General features: G+C 62.1%; 17 protein-coding genes and 1 pseudogene. 7 read left to right on the top strand and 11 right to left on the bottom strand.

The window, feature by feature from the left end:
- Positions 1-139: 139 nt before the first annotated feature.
- A complete protein-coding gene (locus NKH97_RS07670) occupies positions 140-934 on the bottom strand; it encodes an SDR family NAD(P)-dependent oxidoreductase (RefSeq protein WP_128305500.1) in 795 nt (264 codons plus the stop codon).
- 208 nt (positions 935-1,142) lie between these two features.
- On the opposite strand from NKH97_RS07670, the gene NKH97_RS07675 reads away from it, so the two are divergent.
- Positions 1,143-1,598: a MarR family winged helix-turn-helix transcriptional regulator gene (locus NKH97_RS07675; protein ID WP_352440436.1), complete on the top strand. Its 456-nt coding sequence runs from the start codon at positions 1,143-1,145 to the stop codon at positions 1,596-1,598.
- Between the two features lie 24 nt (positions 1,599-1,622).
- Here NKH97_RS07675 and NKH97_RS07680 read toward each other — a convergent pair whose 3' ends face one another.
- On the bottom strand, positions 1,623-2,801 hold the full coding sequence (locus NKH97_RS07680) for an MFS transporter (protein WP_352795975.1): 1,179 nt from the start codon (positions 2,799-2,801) through the stop codon (positions 1,623-1,625).
- 199 nt (positions 2,802-3,000) lie between these two features.
- Between NKH97_RS07680 and NKH97_RS07685 the strand changes: the two genes are divergently transcribed.
- The 4 genes from NKH97_RS07685 to carB all read left to right on the top strand — a co-directional run bounded on the left by NKH97_RS07685 (position 3,001) and on the right by carB (position 9,263).
- On the top strand, positions 3,001-3,357 hold the full coding sequence (locus NKH97_RS07685) for an ArsR/SmtB family transcription factor (protein WP_128305503.1): 357 nt from the start codon (positions 3,001-3,003) through the stop codon (positions 3,355-3,357).
- Positions 3,358-3,628: 271 nt separating this feature from the next.
- The gene (locus tag NKH97_RS07690; protein WP_128305504.1) at positions 3,629-4,393 is read left to right on the top strand and encodes a metallophosphoesterase family protein; all 765 of its coding nucleotides are present in this window, start codon (positions 3,629-3,631) and stop codon (positions 4,391-4,393) included.
- A 178-nt stretch (positions 4,394-4,571) separates the two neighbouring features.
- On the top strand, positions 4,572-5,471 hold the full coding sequence (locus tag NKH97_RS07695) for an SH3 domain-containing protein (protein ID WP_352792997.1): 900 nt from the start codon (positions 4,572-4,574) through the stop codon (positions 5,469-5,471).
- A 288-nt stretch (positions 5,472-5,759) separates the two neighbouring features.
- Positions 5,760-9,263: a carbamoyl-phosphate synthase large subunit gene (carB, locus tag NKH97_RS07700; protein WP_352795978.1), complete on the top strand. Its 3,504-nt coding sequence runs from the start codon at positions 5,760-5,762 to the stop codon at positions 9,261-9,263.
- Positions 9,264-9,283: 20 nt separating this feature from the next.
- Here the strand turns inward: carB and NKH97_RS07705 are convergent, their stop codons facing one another.
- From NKH97_RS07705 to NKH97_RS07720, 4 genes are all read right to left on the bottom strand, one after another.
- Positions 9,284-11,125, bottom strand: a complete 1,842-nt coding sequence (locus tag NKH97_RS07705; RefSeq protein ID WP_352792994.1) for an ATP-dependent nuclease — start codon at positions 11,123-11,125, stop codon at positions 9,284-9,286.
- Positions 11,126-11,303: 178 nt separating this feature from the next.
- Complete coding sequence (locus NKH97_RS07710; protein ID WP_352795980.1) at positions 11,304-11,696, bottom strand: Rid family hydrolase; 393 nt, start codon at positions 11,694-11,696, stop codon at positions 11,304-11,306.
- Positions 11,697-12,046: 350 nt separating this feature from the next.
- Entirely contained in the window at positions 12,047-12,508 is a 462-nt protein-coding gene (locus tag NKH97_RS07715) for a DUF6644 family protein (RefSeq protein WP_352775395.1), read from the bottom strand.
- A complete protein-coding gene (locus NKH97_RS07720; RefSeq protein ID WP_352610394.1) occupies positions 12,509-12,892 on the bottom strand; it encodes a DUF6152 family protein in 384 nt (127 codons plus the stop codon). It lies immediately after the preceding gene.
- Positions 12,893-13,096: 204 nt separating this feature from the next.
- On the opposite strand from NKH97_RS07720, the gene NKH97_RS07725 reads away from it, so the two are divergent.
- Entirely contained in the window at positions 13,097-13,417 is a 321-nt protein-coding gene (locus NKH97_RS07725) for a DUF1476 domain-containing protein (protein WP_352657104.1), read from the top strand.
- A gap of 349 nt (positions 13,418-13,766) precedes the next feature.
- On the opposite strand, the gene NKH97_RS07730 is transcribed toward NKH97_RS07725, so the two are convergent.
- Together NKH97_RS07730 and NKH97_RS07735 are read right to left on the bottom strand one after the other, a co-directional pair.
- On the bottom strand, positions 13,767-14,324 hold the full coding sequence (locus NKH97_RS07730) for a DUF4142 domain-containing protein (protein ID WP_352795983.1): 558 nt from the start codon (positions 14,322-14,324) through the stop codon (positions 13,767-13,769).
- 210 nt (positions 14,325-14,534) lie between these two features.
- Positions 14,535-15,278: a DUF899 family protein gene (locus tag NKH97_RS07735; protein WP_352795985.1), complete on the bottom strand. Its 744-nt coding sequence runs from the start codon at positions 15,276-15,278 to the stop codon at positions 14,535-14,537.
- Between the two features lie 145 nt (positions 15,279-15,423).
- Between NKH97_RS07735 and NKH97_RS07740 the strand changes: the two genes are divergently transcribed.
- The gene (locus tag NKH97_RS07740) at positions 15,424-15,759 is read left to right on the top strand and encodes a hypothetical protein (protein ID WP_023809714.1); all 336 of its coding nucleotides are present in this window, start codon (positions 15,424-15,426) and stop codon (positions 15,757-15,759) included.
- 13 nt (positions 15,760-15,772) lie between these two features.
- On the opposite strand, the gene NKH97_RS07745 is transcribed toward NKH97_RS07740, so the two are convergent.
- The 3 genes and pseudogenes from NKH97_RS07745 to NKH97_RS07755 all read right to left on the bottom strand — a co-directional run bounded on the left by NKH97_RS07745 (position 15,773) and on the right by NKH97_RS07755 (position 18,877).
- On the bottom strand, positions 15,773-16,597 hold the full coding sequence (locus tag NKH97_RS07745) for a carbohydrate ABC transporter permease (RefSeq protein WP_352721588.1): 825 nt from the start codon (positions 16,595-16,597) through the stop codon (positions 15,773-15,775).
- Position 16,598: 1 nt separating this feature from the next.
- The gene (locus NKH97_RS07750) at positions 16,599-17,561 is read right to left on the bottom strand and encodes a carbohydrate ABC transporter permease (protein ID WP_352721590.1); all 963 of its coding nucleotides are present in this window, start codon (positions 17,559-17,561) and stop codon (positions 16,599-16,601) included.
- Between the two features lie 47 nt (positions 17,562-17,608).
- Positions 17,609-18,877: pseudogene (locus NKH97_RS07755) on the bottom strand (ABC transporter substrate-binding protein).
- Between the last annotated feature and the right edge of the window lie 227 nt (positions 18,878-19,104).

Here is a 19,104-nt window from a genome sequence, read left to right on the forward strand (position 1 = left end):
AAACTCCTGGTCATCCTCAATGCAAAAGCACGCGATGCGCGCAACGAGTTCGTAATTGCAACTTGACACCCCAGATAGTCGCTCTCCCCCACATTCGTGGGGGCGAGGAACCCAGTTTCTGCTATCGGCCTCGAAACCCTCAAGCCGCGTAGCGGGCCGCCGGCTTGTCGGCGTGCAGGCTGCCGTAGAAGGCCTGCCGGGCACCGAGGAAAATGTCCAGCTTGGCCGGCTCGGCGAGCGCCGGCACGGTGACGGCTTCACCCCTGGCAAGGCCGACAAGGGCCGCATCGACCATATCGTCGGCCGTCATGATGATTTCCTTCGGAAGCTGGTCGATATCGCTGCCGGCAAGCTCCCAGAAATCGGTCCGTGTCGCGCCCGGCAGCACCACCTGCACCTTCACCTCCGTACCCGCGACCTCGCGGTGCAGAGCCTCGGTGAAGTTGACGACATAGGCCTTGGTGCCGCTGTAGATGCCGCCGAACGAGGTCTCATAGGCGAGCACCGAGGCGATGTTGACGACCGCACCTCGGTTGCGCGCCAAAAACCCCGGCAGCACGGCACGGGTCAGCCGCGTCAGGGCGATGACATTGACCTTGATCATGCGTTCGGCAGCGTCCGCATCGGCGGTTGCCACCACGGACTGGCCGCCAAGGCCGGCATTGTTGACCAGCAGCGTCACGCTGTCGTCGCTGGCGATCGCCTGCTCGACGCGGCGGACGTCGTCGTCGTTGGAGAGGTCGGCGCTGATCACGCTGACCTTGCGGCTATAGGTCTGGCGCAGCTTCCCGGCCAGTTCCTCCAGCCGGTCGGCGCGCCGCGCCACCAGCACCAGATCGTAGCCCTGCCCCGCCAGCCGGTCGGCATAGACCGCGCCGATGCCCGACGAAGCACCGGTGACGACCGCCGTGCCCTTGTTGCCCTGTCCACTCATTGTCCTGTTCCTTCTTCGACTGATCTGGTTCGCTTCGACTGATCCGGCGCCGTGGCATCTGCCGCGCTGCCGGAAAGCCGCTTGATTTGAATTAGTGGCATATGCCACTAATCGTGAAGTAGGCATATGCCACTATCTTGTCAATGATACGGACGAGGATTATTTGAGGGTAGCAGCCGGGCCTCATTCGCCGGCGCCAAGGACCATCATGTCAAAGGACAGCTTGCCCGGCCTCACGCTCTGCAACAACGCCGCGCTGCGCCGTGCGGCGCGCAAGCTCGGCAAGTTTTATGATGATGTGGTGGAGCCGTCAGGCCTCAAGGCGACGCAGCAGGGCCTGCTCTACCAGATCCATATCGGCGCCGAGCCGGCGATGGGGGCTATCGCCACGTCGCTGATCATGGACCTGTCGGCGCTCGGCCATACGCTGAAACCACTGATCCGCGACGGCTATGTCGAGACTTTCGCCGATCCGGAGGACCGCCGCGTCAAGCGTGTGCGGCTGACGCCGCAAGGGTTGGCCAAGCTCGAGGCAGCGATGAAGCTGTGGCAAATCGCCCAGCAGCGTTTCGAGGATGTCGTCGGCAGGGACAAGGCTGAAAAGCTGCGCGCGGCGCTGGATGACATCGCCGCGCTGGATTTTGATCTGCCCCCGGCCAGCTGAGCCGGCCGACGGCTTTCAAAGAGATTACTCGGCAGGCATCTCTACAGGCCGAGCCGCCCGGCGGCCGGCCACCACGATGCCAAGCCCGACGATCGGGAAGATCGCGGCGATCAGGCCGAGATCGGCCGGCGCGCCGTAGCGCAGCACGGCACCGCCCACCACCGCGCCGAGTGCGACGCCCAGATAGAGCGCCGAGGCATTGAGCGACAGCACGATCGGGGCGGCATCGGGCGCCAGCTTGATGATGCGGCTGGCCTGCGCCGGCGGGAAGGCCCAGCCGACGATGCCCCACGGCACCATCATCGCCATCAGCGCCGGTCCGGCAATATGCGGCGGCAGAAAGGTCGGGATGACCGACAGCAGGACCAGCATGCCGGCGCTCAGCGCCAACGACCAGCCGACGGTGCGGGTCGCGCCGAACCGGTCGGCGGCCTGGCCGCCGCCAATGTTGCCGATGACGGCGCCGACGCCGAAGGCGAGCAGCATGCCGGGCAGCGCGATCTGGCTGAGACCGCCGCCCTCGATGGCAAGCGGCGCGACATAGGCAAAGACGGTGAAGGCGCCGATCAGCGCCAGCACCGTCGTCAACAGGATCGGCATCACGCCGGGACGCAGCGCTGCCGCCAGCCTGCGCTTCAAGGGCAGCCTGGTGCCAACGATGCCCCGCGGCAGCCGGTACCACAGGATCGCGCCTGCAAGCGCGCCAAGGCCGGCGATGGCAAAAAAGGTGCCGCGCCAGCCGGCAACGGTGGCAACGAGCGCGCCCAGTGGCGCACCCAGTGCAACGGCCACCGTGGTTCCGCCGACGACGACGGCGATGGCACGCGCCCGGTGATGGTCATCGACCAGCGCCACCGCGGTGCCTTGCGCGGTTGCGGCGAACAGGCCCGACGACAGCGCCATGACGATGCGCGCGATCAGCAGCAGTTCGAAGGAGGAACTCAAGGCAGCGGCGATGTTGCCGAGCACGAAGAACACCAGCGTCCACAGGATGACGCGGCGCCGGTCCCATTCGCCTGTCAGCGTCGCCAGGATCGGCGTGCCGATCGCATAGGCGAGCGCAAAGGCGGTGATCAGCGTGCCGGCCAGCGGAATGGAGATGCCGGCATCCGCCGCGATGTCGCGCAGAAGGCTGGAGATGACGAAGCCTTCGGTCGAGATCGTAAACGATCCGAGCGCTAGCCAGAAAAGGCGCTTGTCCATGGCGGGATGTCCTTAGTTCAAAAGTTATTGAACAATTGGACATAATAGGGCATCATGTCAATGAAGCCAGGGAAAAATAGCTGAACCTTCCTGACAGCCCTGTGTCAGCACAGGTCGGCGCGAGACGGAGAAAGGCCGCGTGCGGGCCAACAATGATGGATGCGTTGAAATCGGACCCGACTGTGCTTAGTTTCGAGCCATGACCTTGCCACACCCCAATACGGACCAGATCAGCCTGCCGATCGTGCTTGGCGTGCTCGGCGATCCGACCCGGCTCGCCATCGTGCGCTATCTCGCCAGCAAGCAAGGCGTGCCGCTGAACTGCAGCCAGTTCCTGGATTTCGGCTCGAAGACCAATCTGAGCTACCACCTCGCCAAACTGCGCGAGGCCGGCGTCACCCGTGCCGAGGTGGTCGGCACCAACCGCATGATCACACTGCGCCGCGCCGATCTCGACGCCCGCTTCCCCGGCCTGCTCGACAGCGTCATCGCCGCCGCCGGCGACGATCCGGCAGTGCCGGCGGTCGGCGGCCACGACATCGAAGTGCACGCGTAGGCTGTTTCCTCGCACGATGAAACGCAGAGCTCGCATATGAATTCTTACGAAGATGGCCCCCACTCCGTCGAGCTTCTATCGTCGACGGAGGAGAGGGAAGGCGCGACTTCGCCAACCTTGGCTCCCTTCCTCTCCCTCCGGAGGGGGGAGAGCGACGGGGGAGAGGAAAGGCGCGAGTCAGGTGGGGTACATCGTAGAGCAGAAGCCTCGGCTTCCCATATGCGATAGCCCTGCCGTAAAACGGGGCCGCCAACCCACGGAGCCTCCCCCTATGCGCATTGCCGTACTGGCCGATATCCACGGCAACGTCCTGGCACTCGACGCTGTGCTCGATGATCTGCGCCGGCGCGGCGGCGCCGACCTGACCGTCAACCTGGGTGACAGCGTTTCCGGCCCGCTCTGGCCGCGCGAGACGTTTGCGCGGTTGGAGGCGCTGAACCTGCCGACAGTGCGCGGCAACCACGACCGCCGTGTCGCCGCCGACCCCGCTGATGACACCATGTGGCCCTCCGACGCCTATGCGCAGGAGCGGCTGACCGAGACGCAGCGCCAGATGCTTTTCGCCCAGCCGCTGACGCTGGAGATCGCACCCGGAATCATCGCTTTCCACGCCCGTCCCGACCATGACGAGAAATATCTCGCCGATACCATCGTCAATGGCCAGCTGGTGCGTGCGCCGCTGACGGCGATCCGGCGGCGGCTGAAGGCGCTCGACCCGGCTTGCCGCATCGCGCTGTGCGGCCACAGCCACCGCGCGGAACTGATCCGCGTCCCCGATGGTCCCGTCATTTTCAACCCGGGCAGCATCGGCTGCCCCGCCTATGACGATTCCACACCGCCGGCGCATGTCTCCGAGCAGGGCTCGCCGCATGCGCGCTACGGCATCGTCACCTTGGGCAGCAACGGCCAGTCCGACCGCTTCGAGGCCATCGCCGTCGACTACGACCACGAGGCGGCCGCCAGGCAAGCCGAACAGGCGGGCCGGCCGGAATGGGCTCACGCGCTCAGAACAGGGTTCATGCCCCTGCCCGGCTGAACGCTCTTGCGTTCATGCCCGGCTGAGTAGGCTCACGGCCTGGCGGGCCGGGTTGGGACCGGCGGAACGGCGAGCCGAATTTTCGGGCTTACATGGCGCCGCGGCGTCCCTTATAAAACCGGCCGGGCTTGCGGCGGGCTCGATCCGCCGCGGCATGATGTCAGCGCACGGCCAAACGATGAGGCGCACAGTCACGCTCCGAACAACCCTGCATGCGCTGATTGCTGCTCCGCTGTTGATGACGGCGTGGCCGGTGATTGCCCCCGCTATGGCTGAAGAGATGGCCCAAGAGGCGCCGGACCTCGTCATCTCCGTCGTCACCGGCCTGGCGCCGGACGACCTTCTCAAGGTCCGCACCACCGCATCGCCGGTCGCCACGGTCGAGGCGCGGCTGAGCAGCGGCGACATGGTCACCAATCTCGGCTGCAACGACATCAACGGCTACAAATGGTGCAAGATCGAGAGCACGGGCAAGGAGAAGCTGAGCGGCTGGGCGCCGGCGCGCTATCTCATTCCCCTCAATCCGGCCCCTTATGTCGAAGGCGAGACAAGACCGGCCGATGCGCCGGTGGTTGCCTCCACCGGCAGCGCCAATGAGGCCGGGCAGGCCTCGGCGCCGGATCAATCGCAGGCCACCAATAGCGCGCCGGTCGCACCGCCCGACCTGACAGCGCGGCTTGGCGGCGCCGGTCCGGCTGCCGAAAGCACGCCGAAATCGGCCGCGGAAATCGGCCGCGCCGCGATGCAGGATGCGTATGTACTGGCGCTGGCGGCGCCTGACGTCCCGCTTGATTCCGTTCCGACGCCGGCTTCTGGCCCCGAGATTCCCTGCGCCCGCTATGTCGGCCAACCAATGGAGCGCTGCAAGGTCAGCGTGGTGCACACCGCCGACAAGGCGAACATCACTGTGACCTGGCCCGATGGCGGCACGCGCATCATCTCCTTCCGTGCCGGCCAGCCGGCCGGTTCCGACGCGGACGGCAATTTCCGCTTCACTCGGGAGGGCAGCCTCAACATGATACGCATCGGCGAGGCCGAGCGGTTTGAGATTACGGATCAGCTGGCGCTGGGGAATTAGAATTTAGGGGAGTAGGGGAATAAGGGAGTATGTTTGGAATTCCCTCGAACCCACACCCTATTCCCCTATTCCCCTATTCCCCTATTCCCCTATTCCCCTATTCCCCTATTCCCCTATTCCCCTATTCCCCTATTCCCCTACTCCCCTACCTCGCATTTTCGGGGTTACATCAGTCAAAACTCTTCCCTATAAGGCCCTCCTAGCCTGATACCAGAATCGCGAGCACAACCGGCCGGGTCTTCCCGTCCCGGTTTTTTGTGCAAGCCGCCCGCCGAACGGACCTTTGACATGCCAAGACGCACTGACATCAAGTCGATCCTGATCATCGGGGCCGGCCCCATCGTCATCGGCCAGGCCTGCGAGTTCGACTATTCCGGCACCCAGGCGTGCAAGGCGCTGAAGGAGGAAGGCTTCCGCGTCATCCTGGTCAATTCCAACCCGGCCACCATCATGACCGATCCGGAACTGGCCGACGCCACCTATATCGAGCCGATCACGCCTGAAGTGGTCGCCAAGATCATCGCCAAGGAGCGGCCCGACGCGCTGCTACCGACCATGGGTGGCCAGACCGCGCTCAACACCGCTTTGTCGCTGCGCCGCATGGGTGTGCTCGAGCGCTACAATGTCGAGATGATCGGCGCCGACGCCACGGCCATCGACAAGGCCGAGGACCGCGCTCTGTTTCGCGAGGCGATGAAGAAGATCGGGCTGGAAACGCCGAAGTCGATGCTGGCCAACGCCACCGACGTCAAGAACACCGACCGCAAGACGCATGAAGCCGAGCGCGCCGCCGTCAAGGCCGAGGCCCCGGCCGATCTCGACGCCGCGCTCGACGCGCTGGAAACCCGCTGGAACCTCGGCGAAGGCGACCGCAAGCAGCGCTACATCAGCCATGGCATGGCGATCGCCGCGCAGGCGCTCGACCATGTCGGCCTGCCCGCCATCATCCGCCCGTCCTTCACCATGGGCGGCACCGGCGGCGGCATCGCCTACAACCGCGCCGAATTCTACGAGATCGTCCAGTCCGGCCTCGACGCCTCGCCGACCACCGAAGTGCTGATCGAGGAGAGTGTGCTCGGCTGGAAGGAGTATGAGATGGAGGTCGTCCGCGACAAGGCGGACAATTGCATCATCGTCTGCTCGATCGAGAACATCGACCCGATGGGGGTGCACACGGGCGACTCGATCACCGTCGCTCCGGCCCTGACCTTGACCGACAAGGAACACCAGATGATGCGCAACGCCTCGATCGCGGTGCTGCGCGAGATCGGCGTCGAGACCGGCGGCTCCAACGTGCAGTTCGCCGTCAACCCGGCCGACGGCCGCCTGGTGGTCATCGAGATGAACCCGCGCGTCTCGCGCTCGTCCGCCCTTGCCTCCAAGGCGACCGGTTTCCCGATCGCCAAGATCGCCGCAAAACTCGCTGTCGGCTACACGCTGGACGAGCTGGAGAACGACATCACTGGCGGCGCCACGCCGGCCTCGTTCGAGCCGTCGATCGATTACGTTGTCACCAAGATCCCGCGCTTTGCCTTCGAGAAATTCCCCGGCGCCGAGCCGGTGCTGACCACCGCCATGAAGTCGGTCGGCGAAGTCATGGCCATCGGCCGCACTTTTCAGGAATCGCTGCAGAAAGCCTTGCGCGGACTGGAAACCGGCCTGACAGGTCTCGACGAGATCGAGATCCCCGGCCTCGGCTATGGTGCCGCGACGGCCAACCATGCCGACGACCGCAACGCCATCCGGGCCGCGCTCGGCACGCCGACGCCCGACCGGCTGCGCATGGTGGCGCAGGCGATCCGCATGGGCACGTCGCTGGAAGACGTGCACGCCATGTGCAAGATCGACCCGTGGTTCCTTGAACAGATCGCAGGCATCGTCGCCATGGAAGCCCGCATCCGCGAGCACGGCATTCCCGAGGATGCCGTCAACCTGCGCATGCTGAAGGCCATGGGTTTCTCCGATGCCCGCCTCGCGTCGCTGACGAAGACCGACGCCGAAGTGATTCAGAAAGCTCGCGAAAAGCTCGACGTTCATCCTGTTTACAAGCGCATCGACACATGTGCGGCCGAGTTCGCCTCGCCGACCGCCTACATGTACTCGACCTATGAAGTGCCGTTTGCCGGCGCGCTGGCCAACGAGGCGCAGGTCTCGTCGCGCAAGAAGGTCGTCATCCTCGGCGGCGGCCCGAACCGCATCGGCCAGGGCATCGAGTTCGACTATTGCTGCTGCCACGCGGCCTTTGCGTTGCGCGACGCCGGCTACGAGGCGATCATGATCAACTGCAACCCGGAGACCGTGTCGACCGACTACGACACTTCCGACCGGCTCTATTTCGAGCCGCTGACGGCGGAAGACGTGCTGGAGATTCTGCGCGTCGAACAGTCGTCGGGCGAACTGGTCGGCGTCATCGTCCAGTTCGGCGGCCAGACGCCGCTGAAGCTCGCCGATGCGCTGGAGAAGGCCGGCATCCCCATCCTCGGCACCTCGCCCGATATGATCGATCTCGCCGAAGACCGCGACCGCTTCCAGAAGCTCTTACACAAGCTCGGCCTCAGCCAGCCGAAGAACGGCATCGCCTATTCGGTCGAGCAGGCCCGCCTTGTCGCCGGCGAGCTCGGCTTCCCGCTGGTGGTGCGCCCGTCCTATGTGCTGGGCGGCCGCGCCATGCAGATCATCCATGACGAGGGCATGCTGCAGACCTATCTGCTCGACACGGTGCCCGGCCTGGTGCCGGAGGACATCAAGCAGAAATACCCCAACGACAAGACCGGCCAGATCAACACGCTGCTGGGCAAGAACCCGCTGCTGTTCGACACCTATCTCAGTGGCGCCATCGAGGTCGATGTCGACTGCCTCTGCGACGGCAAGTCGACCTTCGTCTCCGGCATATTGGAGCACATTGAGGAGGCCGGCATCCATTCGGGCGACAGCGCCTGCTCGTTGCCGGTGCACTCGCTGCCTTCCGAACTGGTCGACGAGTTGGAGCGCCAGACGGCGGCGCTTGCCCGCGCGCTCAATGTCGGCGGGCTGATGAACGTGCAGTATGCGATCAAGGACGGCACGGTCTATGTGCTGGAGGTCAACCCGCGTGCATCGCGCACCGTGCCCTTCGTCGCCAAGACCATCGGCCGTCCGATCGCCAAGATCGCCGCCCGCATCATGGCCGGCGAAAAACTGGAAGACGCCTTCGCCCATTACGGCGCCATGCCGGACCCCAGGAACCCCGGCCACATCGCGGTGAAGGAAGCGGTGTTCCCCTTCGCCCGCTTCCCCGGCGTCGACATCCTGCTCGGCCCGGAAATGCGCTCGACCGGCGAGGTCATGGGCCTCGACCGCGATTTTGCGCTGGCCTTCGCCAAGAGCCAGTTAGGGGCCGGCGTCGACCTGCCCCGCTCCGGCACACTGTTCGTCTCCGTGCGCGACGAGGACAAGAAAGGCATCTTGCCAGCGGTCAAGCGCCTCGCCGGCCTCGGCTTCAAGGTGCTGGCCACCTCAGGCACCGCCCGCTTCCTCGCCGAAAACGGCGTCGTCGCCGAGAAGATCAACAAGGTCCTGGAAGGCCGCCCCCACATCGAAGACGCCATCCGCAACCGCCAGGTCCAGATCGTCTTCAACACGACTGACGGCCAGAAGGCGGTGTCGGACTCAAAATCGCTGCGCCGCGCGACGCTGATGCAGAAGGTGCCGTATTACACGACGCTGTCGGGCGCGGCGGCAGTGGCCGAGGCGATCGCGGCGCTGAAGGCGGGGAGCCTCGAGGTGAGGCCGCTGCAGGAGTATTTTGCGTGAGGTCCTGTAGGGCTATCCGCTCAACCAGCCACATCCCTGATACTTCTGCGCATCCGCATCTGCGGCTGTGCCGCTGACGATGAACTTTCGGTAGCTGAAATAACGGCCTCGACGGCTTTGAACACCGCATCGAACGCAGAAAAAGCTTCATCCGGCAGCTGAGGTACAACGGCCTTCGCAAAGGCCATTTTGGAACTCTCATCAATTGCCTGCACTTCTGTTCCTCCCGCCAGCGGCACCCGGAACACTTCATTTCCCAACTTTCTGTTGGCTGTTAAAGGAGTAAGTACTAATCGACGACCATCGACCACAACTGATAAGTATTGATCGGGAAACAAGAATTCAATCGGGAGATTTTCATTCGTCGCGCATAAAGCTCTAAAATCTGGAACAGGCATAAGAATTCCGAATGAGCGTCCGTTCTTCGAAGATTTTACATCCGAAAAAAGATCGTTTGCGACAAAATTATTATCTAATCTCCACTCTTTCACCCCGCTCTCATCGCGATCAAATAAGCCGATGACAACATGCGGATTGTCAGCGGCGACTGCCTTCAGACACAACGACAGCTTAGATGAACCAGCAGCACCTCCGCCACTACCATCGCTTGTATCACAGCTCTTAATACGAAATATTTGTTTCGATTTTCTTAGGCGCTTCCAAGCCTCACAAAGAATTAACTCGTCGGTTTTGCCTTCTGTTAAAAGTATCGGAGACTTTATCTCAAATAATTCATCTCTAATACTTCCTATTTCCTCCTTGAACTTATTTATTTCTAGCTGCTGTATGGAATAAGATTCGAGAGCTTTAGCCACAGCCGGCAGATAAAAACCTTCTCCAATTGCAGTCACAGCATCAAATCGTTCGAGATTCTTGCCCTGAACGATAGTTGCATCGCCACCCTCTCCGTCTCTGGTGACGTAGAATCTAGTTATCTTGTCAGAGGTTAGGTTATAGAAAGATGGGCTATGTGTGGTGGTAAATATCTGGACTCCATCGCCGGCTGAAATCTTCAAGAGCCGAACAGCTTCTGCCTCAGCAGCTACGAAATCCAACGAATTTTCGGGCTCCTCGAACCCCCATATATGAAACTGGAATCGATCTCTCTTTGATATAAAGTTGAGCAGTTCGGGAATATGTCGAGCCTTGATGCCATCGCCCCTTTGCGTCGTGAGCGATTTTGAAATGCCCCCCGCATTACTGATTGTCTCGAAATCTAAGGTTTGGAAAAGCTCATCCATTTTACTGGGGGAAGATATTTTGGTTTCATGAGCTATCTCTTTTGGAAGATCCGAAAAAAGACTGCTCGTTAGGCCCTGAACTCTACTTGCAAAATCACCAACTGTCGATAAAAACTCGTCCGACTCAGACAATGTCTCATATATATTAAAAAGAAGACTTCGGAATATCGTGGGATCTTTTATCGCTGGGATATAAATAAATCTAAATAAGTTTATAAACCTCGTAACGATATGTCTTTGATTCTCCCGAATATGCGACGAAACCTCTTCGTGGTAATCATCCCCACGAGATACTGTCCACTGCCTCTTCACATAAAATCGCTCGCCGAGAGACCTTTGATAATTCTTCGGAGTTGCAAACGTAATTTTAACATATATAAACTTCCTAACATCGTCCGAATTCTGAGATTCAGTTAAGCGCTTATCCGAGAAATCAATGCCAAAATCGTAGTCATTAATATGATCTGTTTTGTTGTTAAAAAAGAGGTTCAAAGCGCGAACTATATTCGACTTGCCAACGTCGTTCTTCCCAAATATTATATTCAAATGATTGCATCTATACAACGTAACTTTATAAAAGCTACGAAAATACGCGATTTCAATTTCTTGAATAAGGTTCACAGCCATCCCCCAGGTAGACGGAGGAAGCTACTACACATTTTAGCCGTCAAAGAGTGCGTAGGGGCGAGGTATTGGGCGGCACCACATCATTTGCCCAGGTTTATTCAAGAATACTCGTATGGCTGCGATCCCAGGCATCGACTTTGGCTTCTAGAGCTATCAGCTTAAGGGTTGCCCCTCACGCCACCGCCACGCACTCGATCTCGATATCAAACTCCATCGGCCATGACGCCACCGGCACAAAGCTCCGCGCCGGCGGGTTCACGCTGAAATACCGCGCATAAACCCCGTTGATGGCGTTGTAGAAGCCGGAATTGACGGCGTAGATGCGCACCATCACCACATTGTCCAGCGAGGTGCCCGCCGCTTCCAGGCAATGTTTCAGCGCCTTCAGCGACGCCTCGGTCTGCACCTGGATGTCGCCGCGCACCATCTCGCCGGTCACCATGTCCACCGGCGGCGTCGCCGAGATGAACACGAAGCCGTTGGCCCTCACCGCTGTCGAGCAGGGAAGGCCGAGCGCCCGCACCTTGTCCGACATGACCGGCACTTCGATGATTTCTTTCTTCATGGTGGTTCTCCCTGAGTATGCAGCAGGCTGCCGCGTTAGCGCTAATGAAGAGCCCCCTAACCTTCCCCCCAAGGGCAGGGCTATCGCATGTGGATTCTTGCGAAGAAGGACCCCCACCCTAACCCTCCCCACAAGGGGGAGGGAACGCTGCCGCGTGCCTTTAAATTCTTCTTTGGCGCCGAAAGACAGACGATTTGCCTAGGTCAGCGCCAACGGAAGTCTCCCTCCCCCTTGTGGGGAGGGGTTAGGGGTGGGGGTCCTCTTCGCAAAAAAACTGTAGGTGACAACCCAGGTGCTTCAGGGAGCTTATCCCTGCACTGGCGGAACGCCAGTGCCGGCGCTCGCTCTAATCAAAGAAAACCGATGAACCGTCCGGCGAAAAGCACGGAAGTCCACAGCAGAATCGAGAGCACGGCCAAAGCGGTCCCACCCGCCGGCTCGCCGCTGCCTGTTGCGCGGGAGAAGCGCATGAAGGCGAGGAAGTTCATGCCAGCGAGAAGGATGAGTGCCATCTTGGCGAGGAAAACCGGCATCGCCGCATAGGTGCTCGCCTTGACGGAAAACAGCAGCGAGCCCGTGACGAGCGCACCCACGAATGCCGCCAAAGCAACGCGGCGCAGCAGTGCGACGAACGCCGCCTGCGGCAGCGAGCGGAAAGCGCCGCAGATCCTGAGGTCCATGAGAACGACGCTGGTCAGCAGCGCGCCGATCGACATGATGTGGAGCGCATTGACCACGGGGTAGGCGACGAAGGAGCCCTTCAGCCACCGCGCCAACGCAAGGTGCTCGATGCCGGTGAAAAACTCCGTCATCTAGGCGGGCGGCACACGGTCGGGATAGACATCATACGTCTTCCCATTGACGATGAGGCGCACCGCTTTCATGCGCTTTTCGCTCGCCTCGACCGAGCGATTGCCGATCGCAGTCACCTCGTCGCCGACCTTGGCCACCTGCTCGGTGAAGCCGGCGGCGATGGTGCGGGAGGGCGGCGCCATCTCCACCCGCCAGGCCTCGCCCTCTGCATCGACATCCAGCGTGGCGTGCGGATTACCGATATAGATGGCCGTGATCTTGCCCCTGAGTTCGAAAAACCCGTCCTGCGTCCACGACCAGCCATGATGGGCATAGGCCGCGGTGCCGGCGGCAAGGATCACGGCCGCCGTCAGCAAGACGCCGCGAATTCCGTTGAACTGCATCGCTCGTCTCCTCGGTTCATCCCGCAGGGATTGAAGAGTAGGACGCGGCACGGCAAGGTCAAATCACATCAGGCGAAGCCGCCAGGCGCCGCTCGATCACCGGCGACCTTGCCTTGCTAATGACATCCATGCGCGCCACTCTCTCCTTCCTGGCCGTTCTTCCCCTGGGCTGAAGACCGGACTCACATCCAAACGAGGCAAACCATGAGCAGCATGAGAGACCGTCAGGAAGGCTTCGAAAAGAAGTTCGCGATGGACGAGGAAACGAAGTTTAGGGCCATGGCGCGCCGCAACAAGCTGCTCGGCCTGTGGGCCGCCGAAAAGCTTGGCAAATCCGGTGCGGACGCCGACGCCTATGCGAAGGAAGTGGTGCACGCCGACTTCGAAGAGGCCGGCGACAACGATGTGTTCCGCAAGGTCCGCGCGGATTTCGACGCGGCAGGCATCGCCCAGTCGGATGCCCAGATACGCACCGCCATGGAAGACCTGCTGGTGACCGCGGTCGAGCAGATCAGGTCGACCTGAGCAGCGCTCAGCCTTGATCGGTATAGGGCGTGCCGTCCTTGAGGCACAGGGCCACATTGTGGTGTTGGTTTGCCAAGCGGGCTGGCTTCCATGGTAGCGCTCTACGGCGCCCCCCTCTGTCCTGCCGGACATCTCCCCCTCAAGGGGGGAGATTGGCAGCTTTGGCGCCGGCCTTCATCTTGCAACGTTGAAAATTGGCGAAAACAGTGACGACGGCCAATCTCCCCACCTGTGGGGGTTGAGGAGTGGTCCGCGAAGCGGATGGAAAGCCAATTGCTTGGCTTTCCAAATAACGAACGTCCGGCAGGACAGAGGGGGGCACCATAGAGCGCCCACCTTGAACCGCCCCTCACCCCTGATGCGCGGCCGCCAGTTCCTTCACGTGTTTCTCGTGCATCTGCAGCGTTGGCAGCGTTTTCTTGGCGAATTCCTTCATCGCAGGGTCGTCGCCGGATTGCGCATAGCCGCTGAACAGCGCGACGGCTTCCTTGTGCGCGTTGGTCTGCATCTCGATGTATTTGGCCTGGAACTGATCGCCGCTGGCGCTCTTCAACTCATCGAGCATCTTCTGCTCCTTGGGCTGCAGGGCCGGACCGGACGGCGCTGTGGCCGAGGTTGTCTGGCCTTGGGCAAGCGCCGCCTTGAATTCCTCGCCGGCCTTGGTGTGATCGGCGATCATCTGTTTGGCGAACGCCTTGACGTCGGCGTCGGTCGCCTTCTGCTCGGCGAGCTTGCTGGACTCGATCTCGAACTCATTGGCGCTCGGCACCGTCTTGATGAAGGTCGAAGTGTCGACCTTCGTCGTCGTCGTGGCGAGCGGCGTGGTCGTGGCGGTCGTGTTCGACTGGGCAAAGGCCGGCGCGCCGGCAAGCAATGCTGCTGCGGTCAAAATGGTAAGCGTTTTCATGGCATGTCTCCGGTTGGAATTGTCCCTCGGACAAACCAACGTCGCTTGGGCACTCCGGTTGCAGCTCATGAGGAAGAAGCCTGCGCATGTCGCCTCAATCGCCCCACCGTATCCGTACCGGGCTCGAACGCTCGCCGATGCCCTCGTTCGAGCCAGCCATGGGACTCATGTTCCGAAAACTGAAACGCGGCGGCTGACCAGAGCTGCCTTTCAGTGGCAACACGCCTCGCCATATTGCAACTGCTCGTTCCAGTTCGGGCGGCCTTCAGGCGTGAAATCCATCAGGTTCCACAGCGTTTCGCAGGTGCCAAGGCCGCGTGGGTCCTGGCCCGGCTCCGTCGGTGCGAAATCCAGTTCCGAGCTCCAGAAATGGCGTATGCCGTCGCCGTCGCGGTGGAACACCGACAGCAGCGGGATCTGTGAGCCGTCGGCCGCCTCCGCATTGTAGTCGCGCTTGAAGCTGTTGGAAGCCGAAGACACCAGCCGCATGTTGCGCCAGCCCCGGTCGCGGCCGAGCGTGACCAGGTTTTCGAGCGCGGTCTTGCCCACCACCGCGAAATTGAAGCCAGCGGCCTGGAGATGCCCGACGGCGCCGTCGAACTGATCGAGCAATGCCGTGCAGGACGGACATGGCTGGTCCGGTCGGGCAAGCTTCGCCGTGCCGCCGCTGGTCGCCACATCGCGCTTCTCCTGCGGGTGGCGCGGGAACATCATGTTGTAAAGGATGAGCGAGTCCTTGCCCGGCGCGAACAGCTCCGACAGTCTTGTCTTTGCGGGCTTACCCTGGGCATCCAGTGCGTCGAATTCATAGTCCTGGCGGATCAGCCCGCCCGGCGGCAGCGCGCGCCGGGCCTCGGCGACCTCTTCCATGACGCGGCGCAGCTCGATTTCCTTGCGCAGCAGTTTTTCGCGCGCGGTGCGGTATTTCGCGGATTCGTTGGGAAAGGTGATCATGATCGGCTCCTTCAAGTCGCGGCGCCGGCGTCCCGGCGCGGTTGCTCTGCGACCCAAGGACGTTTGGCGGCGATCGGTCCCGACATTTATTGCGTATGGTGAGATGTCGTAATACCTGTTCGGGCAGCGTGATCCGGGGAACAATATGCACGACGACGAGATCGATCTGCGCTGCCCGCAAGTGGTGGCCGACAATGCCGCCAAGGGCCTCAGGCTGCGCGGAGAATTCGGCCGCGGCGGCACCGAGATCGGCGTCGCCCGCGCCACCGAGCTGAAGAACCGGGAAAAGCTCGCGCCCTCCACCATCCGCCGCATGGTCAGCTATTTCGCCCGCCACGAGATCGACAAGCGCGGCAGGAACTACGGCAATGAGCAAAACCCTTCGGCCGGTTACATTGCCTGGCTGCTGTGGGGCGGCGACGAAGGCCGCGCCTGGGCGCTGGAGCTCAAGAAGAAGATCGGCAACGCACCGGACATCTGAGCGTTTCGCCCCCTCACCCCTTGACCCCGCCGGCGGTGAGGCCCGAGACGATCTTGCGCTGGAAGATCAGCACCAGCACCACCAGCGGCACCGTGACGATCACCGAGGCCGCCATGATGTTGCCCCAAGGGATCTCGAACTGCGAGTTGCCGGAGAGCAGCGCGATCGCTACCGGCACGGTCCGCTGTGCGTTGTTGGAGGTGAAGGTCAGGGCAAACAAGAACTCGTTCCACGCGCCGATGAAAGCCAGCAGGCCGGTGGTCGCCAGCGCCGGCCACATCAGCGGCAGGAAGACCCGCGTGATGATGATCCACGGCGTCGCGCCGTCTAGGATCGCCGCCTCCTCGACCTCGACCGGCAGGTCGCGGACGAAGGTGGTGAGCACCCAGACGGTGAACGGCAAGGTGAAGATCATGTAGGAGAAGATCAGCGCGAATAGCGAATTGTAGAGGCCGAACAGGCGGACCAGTTCGAACAGCCCGGCCAGCAGCGCCACCTGCGGGAACATCGACACCGACAGGATTGTGAACAGCAGGGCCGAGCGGCCGCGAAAGCGGATACGTGCCAGCGCATAGGCTGATGTGACGCCGAGCAACAGCGAAAGCGCAACCACCGCGCCGGAGACGAACAGCGAGTTCAGCAAGTTGCGCACGAAGCTGCCCTCGGTCACCACATTCCTGTAGTTGGCGAGACTGATCGTCGTCGGCCACAGATCGGCCCGGAACAGGTCGGTCCCCGATTTCAGGCTGGTGACGATGGCGTAGTAGAACGGGAACACGGCGACGAAGACGATGACCGCGACCAGCAGGTAAAAGGCCGTGCGCTTCAGGATCCACATGTCAGCGGCCTCCGTCCAGGCTTATCCGGCCGATCCGGATGGTAACGATGGTGAGCAGAGCGAGGGTCAGGAAAAGCAAGGTCGAGGCGGCGGAGCCATAGGCGAACTTGTCGAACTCGAACAGGTTCTCGCGGGCGAACACCGACATCGACTTGGTGTGCACATTGTTGGGCGTCAGCACATAGATCAGGTCGAAGATGCGCAGCGCATCGAGCGCGCGGAAGATCACCGCCACCATCAGCGCCGGGCGGATGAGCGGCAAGGTCACCCGCCAGAAGATCTGCCAGGGGTTGGCGCCGTCGAGCCTGGCGACCTCGATGATCTCCCTCGGCAGCATCTGCAGCGCGGCCAGGATGAGCAGCGTCATGAACGGTGTCGCCTTCCAGATATCGACGATGAGGACGGCCGCCATCGCCGTGTCGGCGTTGGCCGTCCAGGCGATCTTGGTGCTGATCAGGCCGAGATTGAGCAGCACGACATTGATGATGCCGAACTGGTCGTTGAGCATCCATTGCCACATCTTCGCCGAGACGATCGTCGGGATCGCCCAGGGGATCAGGATCGCTGCCCTGACGATGCCGCGGCCGGCGAATTCCGCGTTGAGAACCAGGGCAACGATGGTGCCGAGGATGGTCTCGCAGGTCACCGAAATCACTGTGAAACGCACCGTGTTCCAGACGGCACGCCACCAGACCGGATCGACGAGCAGCCCGTCATAGAGGGTCCGGCCGCTCGGCATGTGCAGCACCGAGAAATAATTGGCGAAGCCGACCCATTGGCGCGCGTCGAGGTCGGCCAGCGAGGCGTCGGTGAAGCTGAAATAGACCGTGCGGGCAAGCGGCCAGCCGGCCGCCGCGGCGAGCACCAGCAGCATTGGCGCCAGGAAAAGCCACGCCGAGCGAACGCGCTGCGCCGTCAACTGCGAGTGCGCGGCCCTGGCTGTTTCCGGTTCCGTCCTTGTCATCTCGCTCCCGCTCGTTGCGGTCCCGCCGGGTGGCTGTCCCAGTATCGTCACCAGCCTCGGCCCTTCAACTTGGTCAGCATCGCTTCGAGATCGGCCAGATTGTCGGCGGCAGTGCCGTCGCCCGAGAGCGTGTTGTGCACGGCGTTCCAGAACTGGCTCGACGCCTCGTTGTATTTGATCCTGGTCGCGGCCGAGGGGCGCGGCACCGCATCGAGAAAGATCTGCTACCAGCGCGGAACGATCGGCTGTTGCCTGGCGATGTCGGCATCGTCATACAGCGCCTGGATGGTCGGCAGGTTGGACGTCTTCAGCGTGCGGTATTTCTGCATCGCGGGCGAGGCGATGAACTTGATCAGCTCGATCGCGGCATCCGGATGCTTCGAATATTTGGAGACGGCGAGATTCCAGCCGCCCAGGGCCCCGACCGGTCGGGCGCCCTCGCCCGTGCCGGCCGGCAGCGGCGCCACGTCGAATTTGCCCTTGATCGGCGAGCCCTCGCCGTTGCCGAGCGCGTAGGCATAGGGCCAGTTGCGCATGAACACCGCATTGCCTGTCTGCCAGACACCGCGCGATTCCTCTTCCTGGTAGGCGAGCACGCCGGGTGGCGCGATGGTCCCGACCCAGCCCTTGACCATGTCGAGCACCGCCGCCGCTTGGCTGTTGTTGACGGAGATGGTGCCGTCCGGCTCGATGATCTGGCCGCCGCCATTCGACATCACCCATTCGAGCGCGTCGCAGGTCAGCCCCTCATAGGCATTGCCCTGAAAGACGAAGCCCCAGATATCCCGATTGCCAGCCGCACGCTCCTTGTCCATGACCAGCTTGGCGGTGTCGGCCAGTTCCTTCCAGGTGGCCGGCACCTTGGCGCCATATTTGTCGAGGAGATCCTTGCGGTAGTAGAGCGCCGGCGCATCGGTAAAGATCGGCAAGGCGACGAGCTTGCCGTCGACGGTCTGCGACTGGATGATCGACGGGAAATGCTCAGCCACGATATCCTTGGTCGCTGCGGTCAAATCCACGAGCTGGCTGGCGAGTTGCGGCGCCCAGATCACATCCGTCTGGTAGACGTCGATGTCGCTGTTTCCGGCGGCAAGCCAAAGCCGGTACTGGCCGAACTGGTCGGTCCCGGACGCCGGCATGACGACGATGCCGACCTTGTTGCCGCTGTCTTTCTCGTAACGGTCGAGGATCTCGCGCAGCACCTTGATGCCATCGCCGGTATCGCCCGACACGATCGACAGATCGACGGCCCATGCTGGCGTGCCAGCGAGCATGGCAGCGACGCCGACCGCAAGGAATGCGTGAGAAAACGTCATGGTGGTGGATGTCCCTCCGCAGCCGGTGACGGAAAATCCTCCCACGCGCCGGCAGCTTGTCAGGCCCTCACCTCCCATTAAATGCGAAGCGGCGCTTTTGGGTTCCCAAATCATGCCGTTCCTGCGTGGGCGACATGCATCAGGGTGTGTTGAGATTCAGGTCAGGCAACTATGGGTGCTTCGGCCGGCGAAGGCCGGAAGCGCAGGGAACCGTCGCTTGCAGGCCG

This window comes from Mesorhizobium sp. M0870, from assembly GCF_040319775.1.
In the GTDB taxonomy this organism is placed as follows: Bacteria; Pseudomonadota; Alphaproteobacteria; order Rhizobiales; family Rhizobiaceae; genus Mesorhizobium.

Excerpts from the sequence above, each read along its gene's own strand:
- NKH97_RS07670 (WP_128305500.1), bottom strand. The coding sequence starts at position 934 with ATGAGTGGACAGGGCAACAAGGGCACGGCGGTCGTCACCGGTGCTTCG.
- NKH97_RS07675 (WP_352440436.1), top strand. The coding sequence starts at position 1,143 with ATGTCAAAGGACAGCTTGCCCGGCCTCACGCTCTGCAACAACGCCGCG.
- NKH97_RS07680 (WP_352795975.1), bottom strand. The coding sequence starts at position 2,801 with ATGGACAAGCGCCTTTTCTGGCTAGCGCTCGGATCGTTTACGATCTCG.
- NKH97_RS07685 (WP_128305503.1), top strand. The coding sequence starts at position 3,001 with ATGACCTTGCCACACCCCAATACGGACCAGATCAGCCTGCCGATCGTG.
- NKH97_RS07690 (WP_128305504.1), top strand. The coding sequence starts at position 3,629 with ATGCGCATTGCCGTACTGGCCGATATCCACGGCAACGTCCTGGCACTC.
- NKH97_RS07695 (WP_352792997.1), top strand. The coding sequence starts at position 4,572 with ATGAGGCGCACAGTCACGCTCCGAACAACCCTGCATGCGCTGATTGCT.
- carB (WP_352795978.1), top strand. The coding sequence starts at position 5,760 with ATGCCAAGACGCACTGACATCAAGTCGATCCTGATCATCGGGGCCGGC.
- NKH97_RS07710 (WP_352795980.1), bottom strand. The coding sequence starts at position 11,696 with ATGAAGAAAGAAATCATCGAAGTGCCGGTCATGTCGGACAAGGTGCGG.
- NKH97_RS07715 (WP_352775395.1), bottom strand. The coding sequence starts at position 12,508 with ATGACGGAGTTTTTCACCGGCATCGAGCACCTTGCGTTGGCGCGGTGG.
- NKH97_RS07720 (WP_352610394.1), bottom strand. The coding sequence starts at position 12,892 with ATGCAGTTCAACGGAATTCGCGGCGTCTTGCTGACGGCGGCCGTGATC.
- NKH97_RS07725 (WP_352657104.1), top strand. The coding sequence starts at position 13,097 with ATGAGCAGCATGAGAGACCGTCAGGAAGGCTTCGAAAAGAAGTTCGCG.
- NKH97_RS07730 (WP_352795983.1), bottom strand. The coding sequence starts at position 14,324 with ATGAAAACGCTTACCATTTTGACCGCAGCAGCATTGCTTGCCGGCGCG.
- NKH97_RS07735 (WP_352795985.1), bottom strand. The coding sequence starts at position 15,278 with ATGATCACCTTTCCCAACGAATCCGCGAAATACCGCACCGCGCGCGAA.
- NKH97_RS07740 (WP_023809714.1), top strand. The coding sequence starts at position 15,424 with ATGCACGACGACGAGATCGATCTGCGCTGCCCGCAAGTGGTGGCCGAC.
- NKH97_RS07745 (WP_352721588.1), bottom strand. The coding sequence starts at position 16,597 with ATGTGGATCCTGAAGCGCACGGCCTTTTACCTGCTGGTCGCGGTCATC.
- NKH97_RS07750 (WP_352721590.1), bottom strand. The coding sequence starts at position 17,561 with ATGACAAGGACGGAACCGGAAACAGCCAGGGCCGCGCACTCGCAGTTG.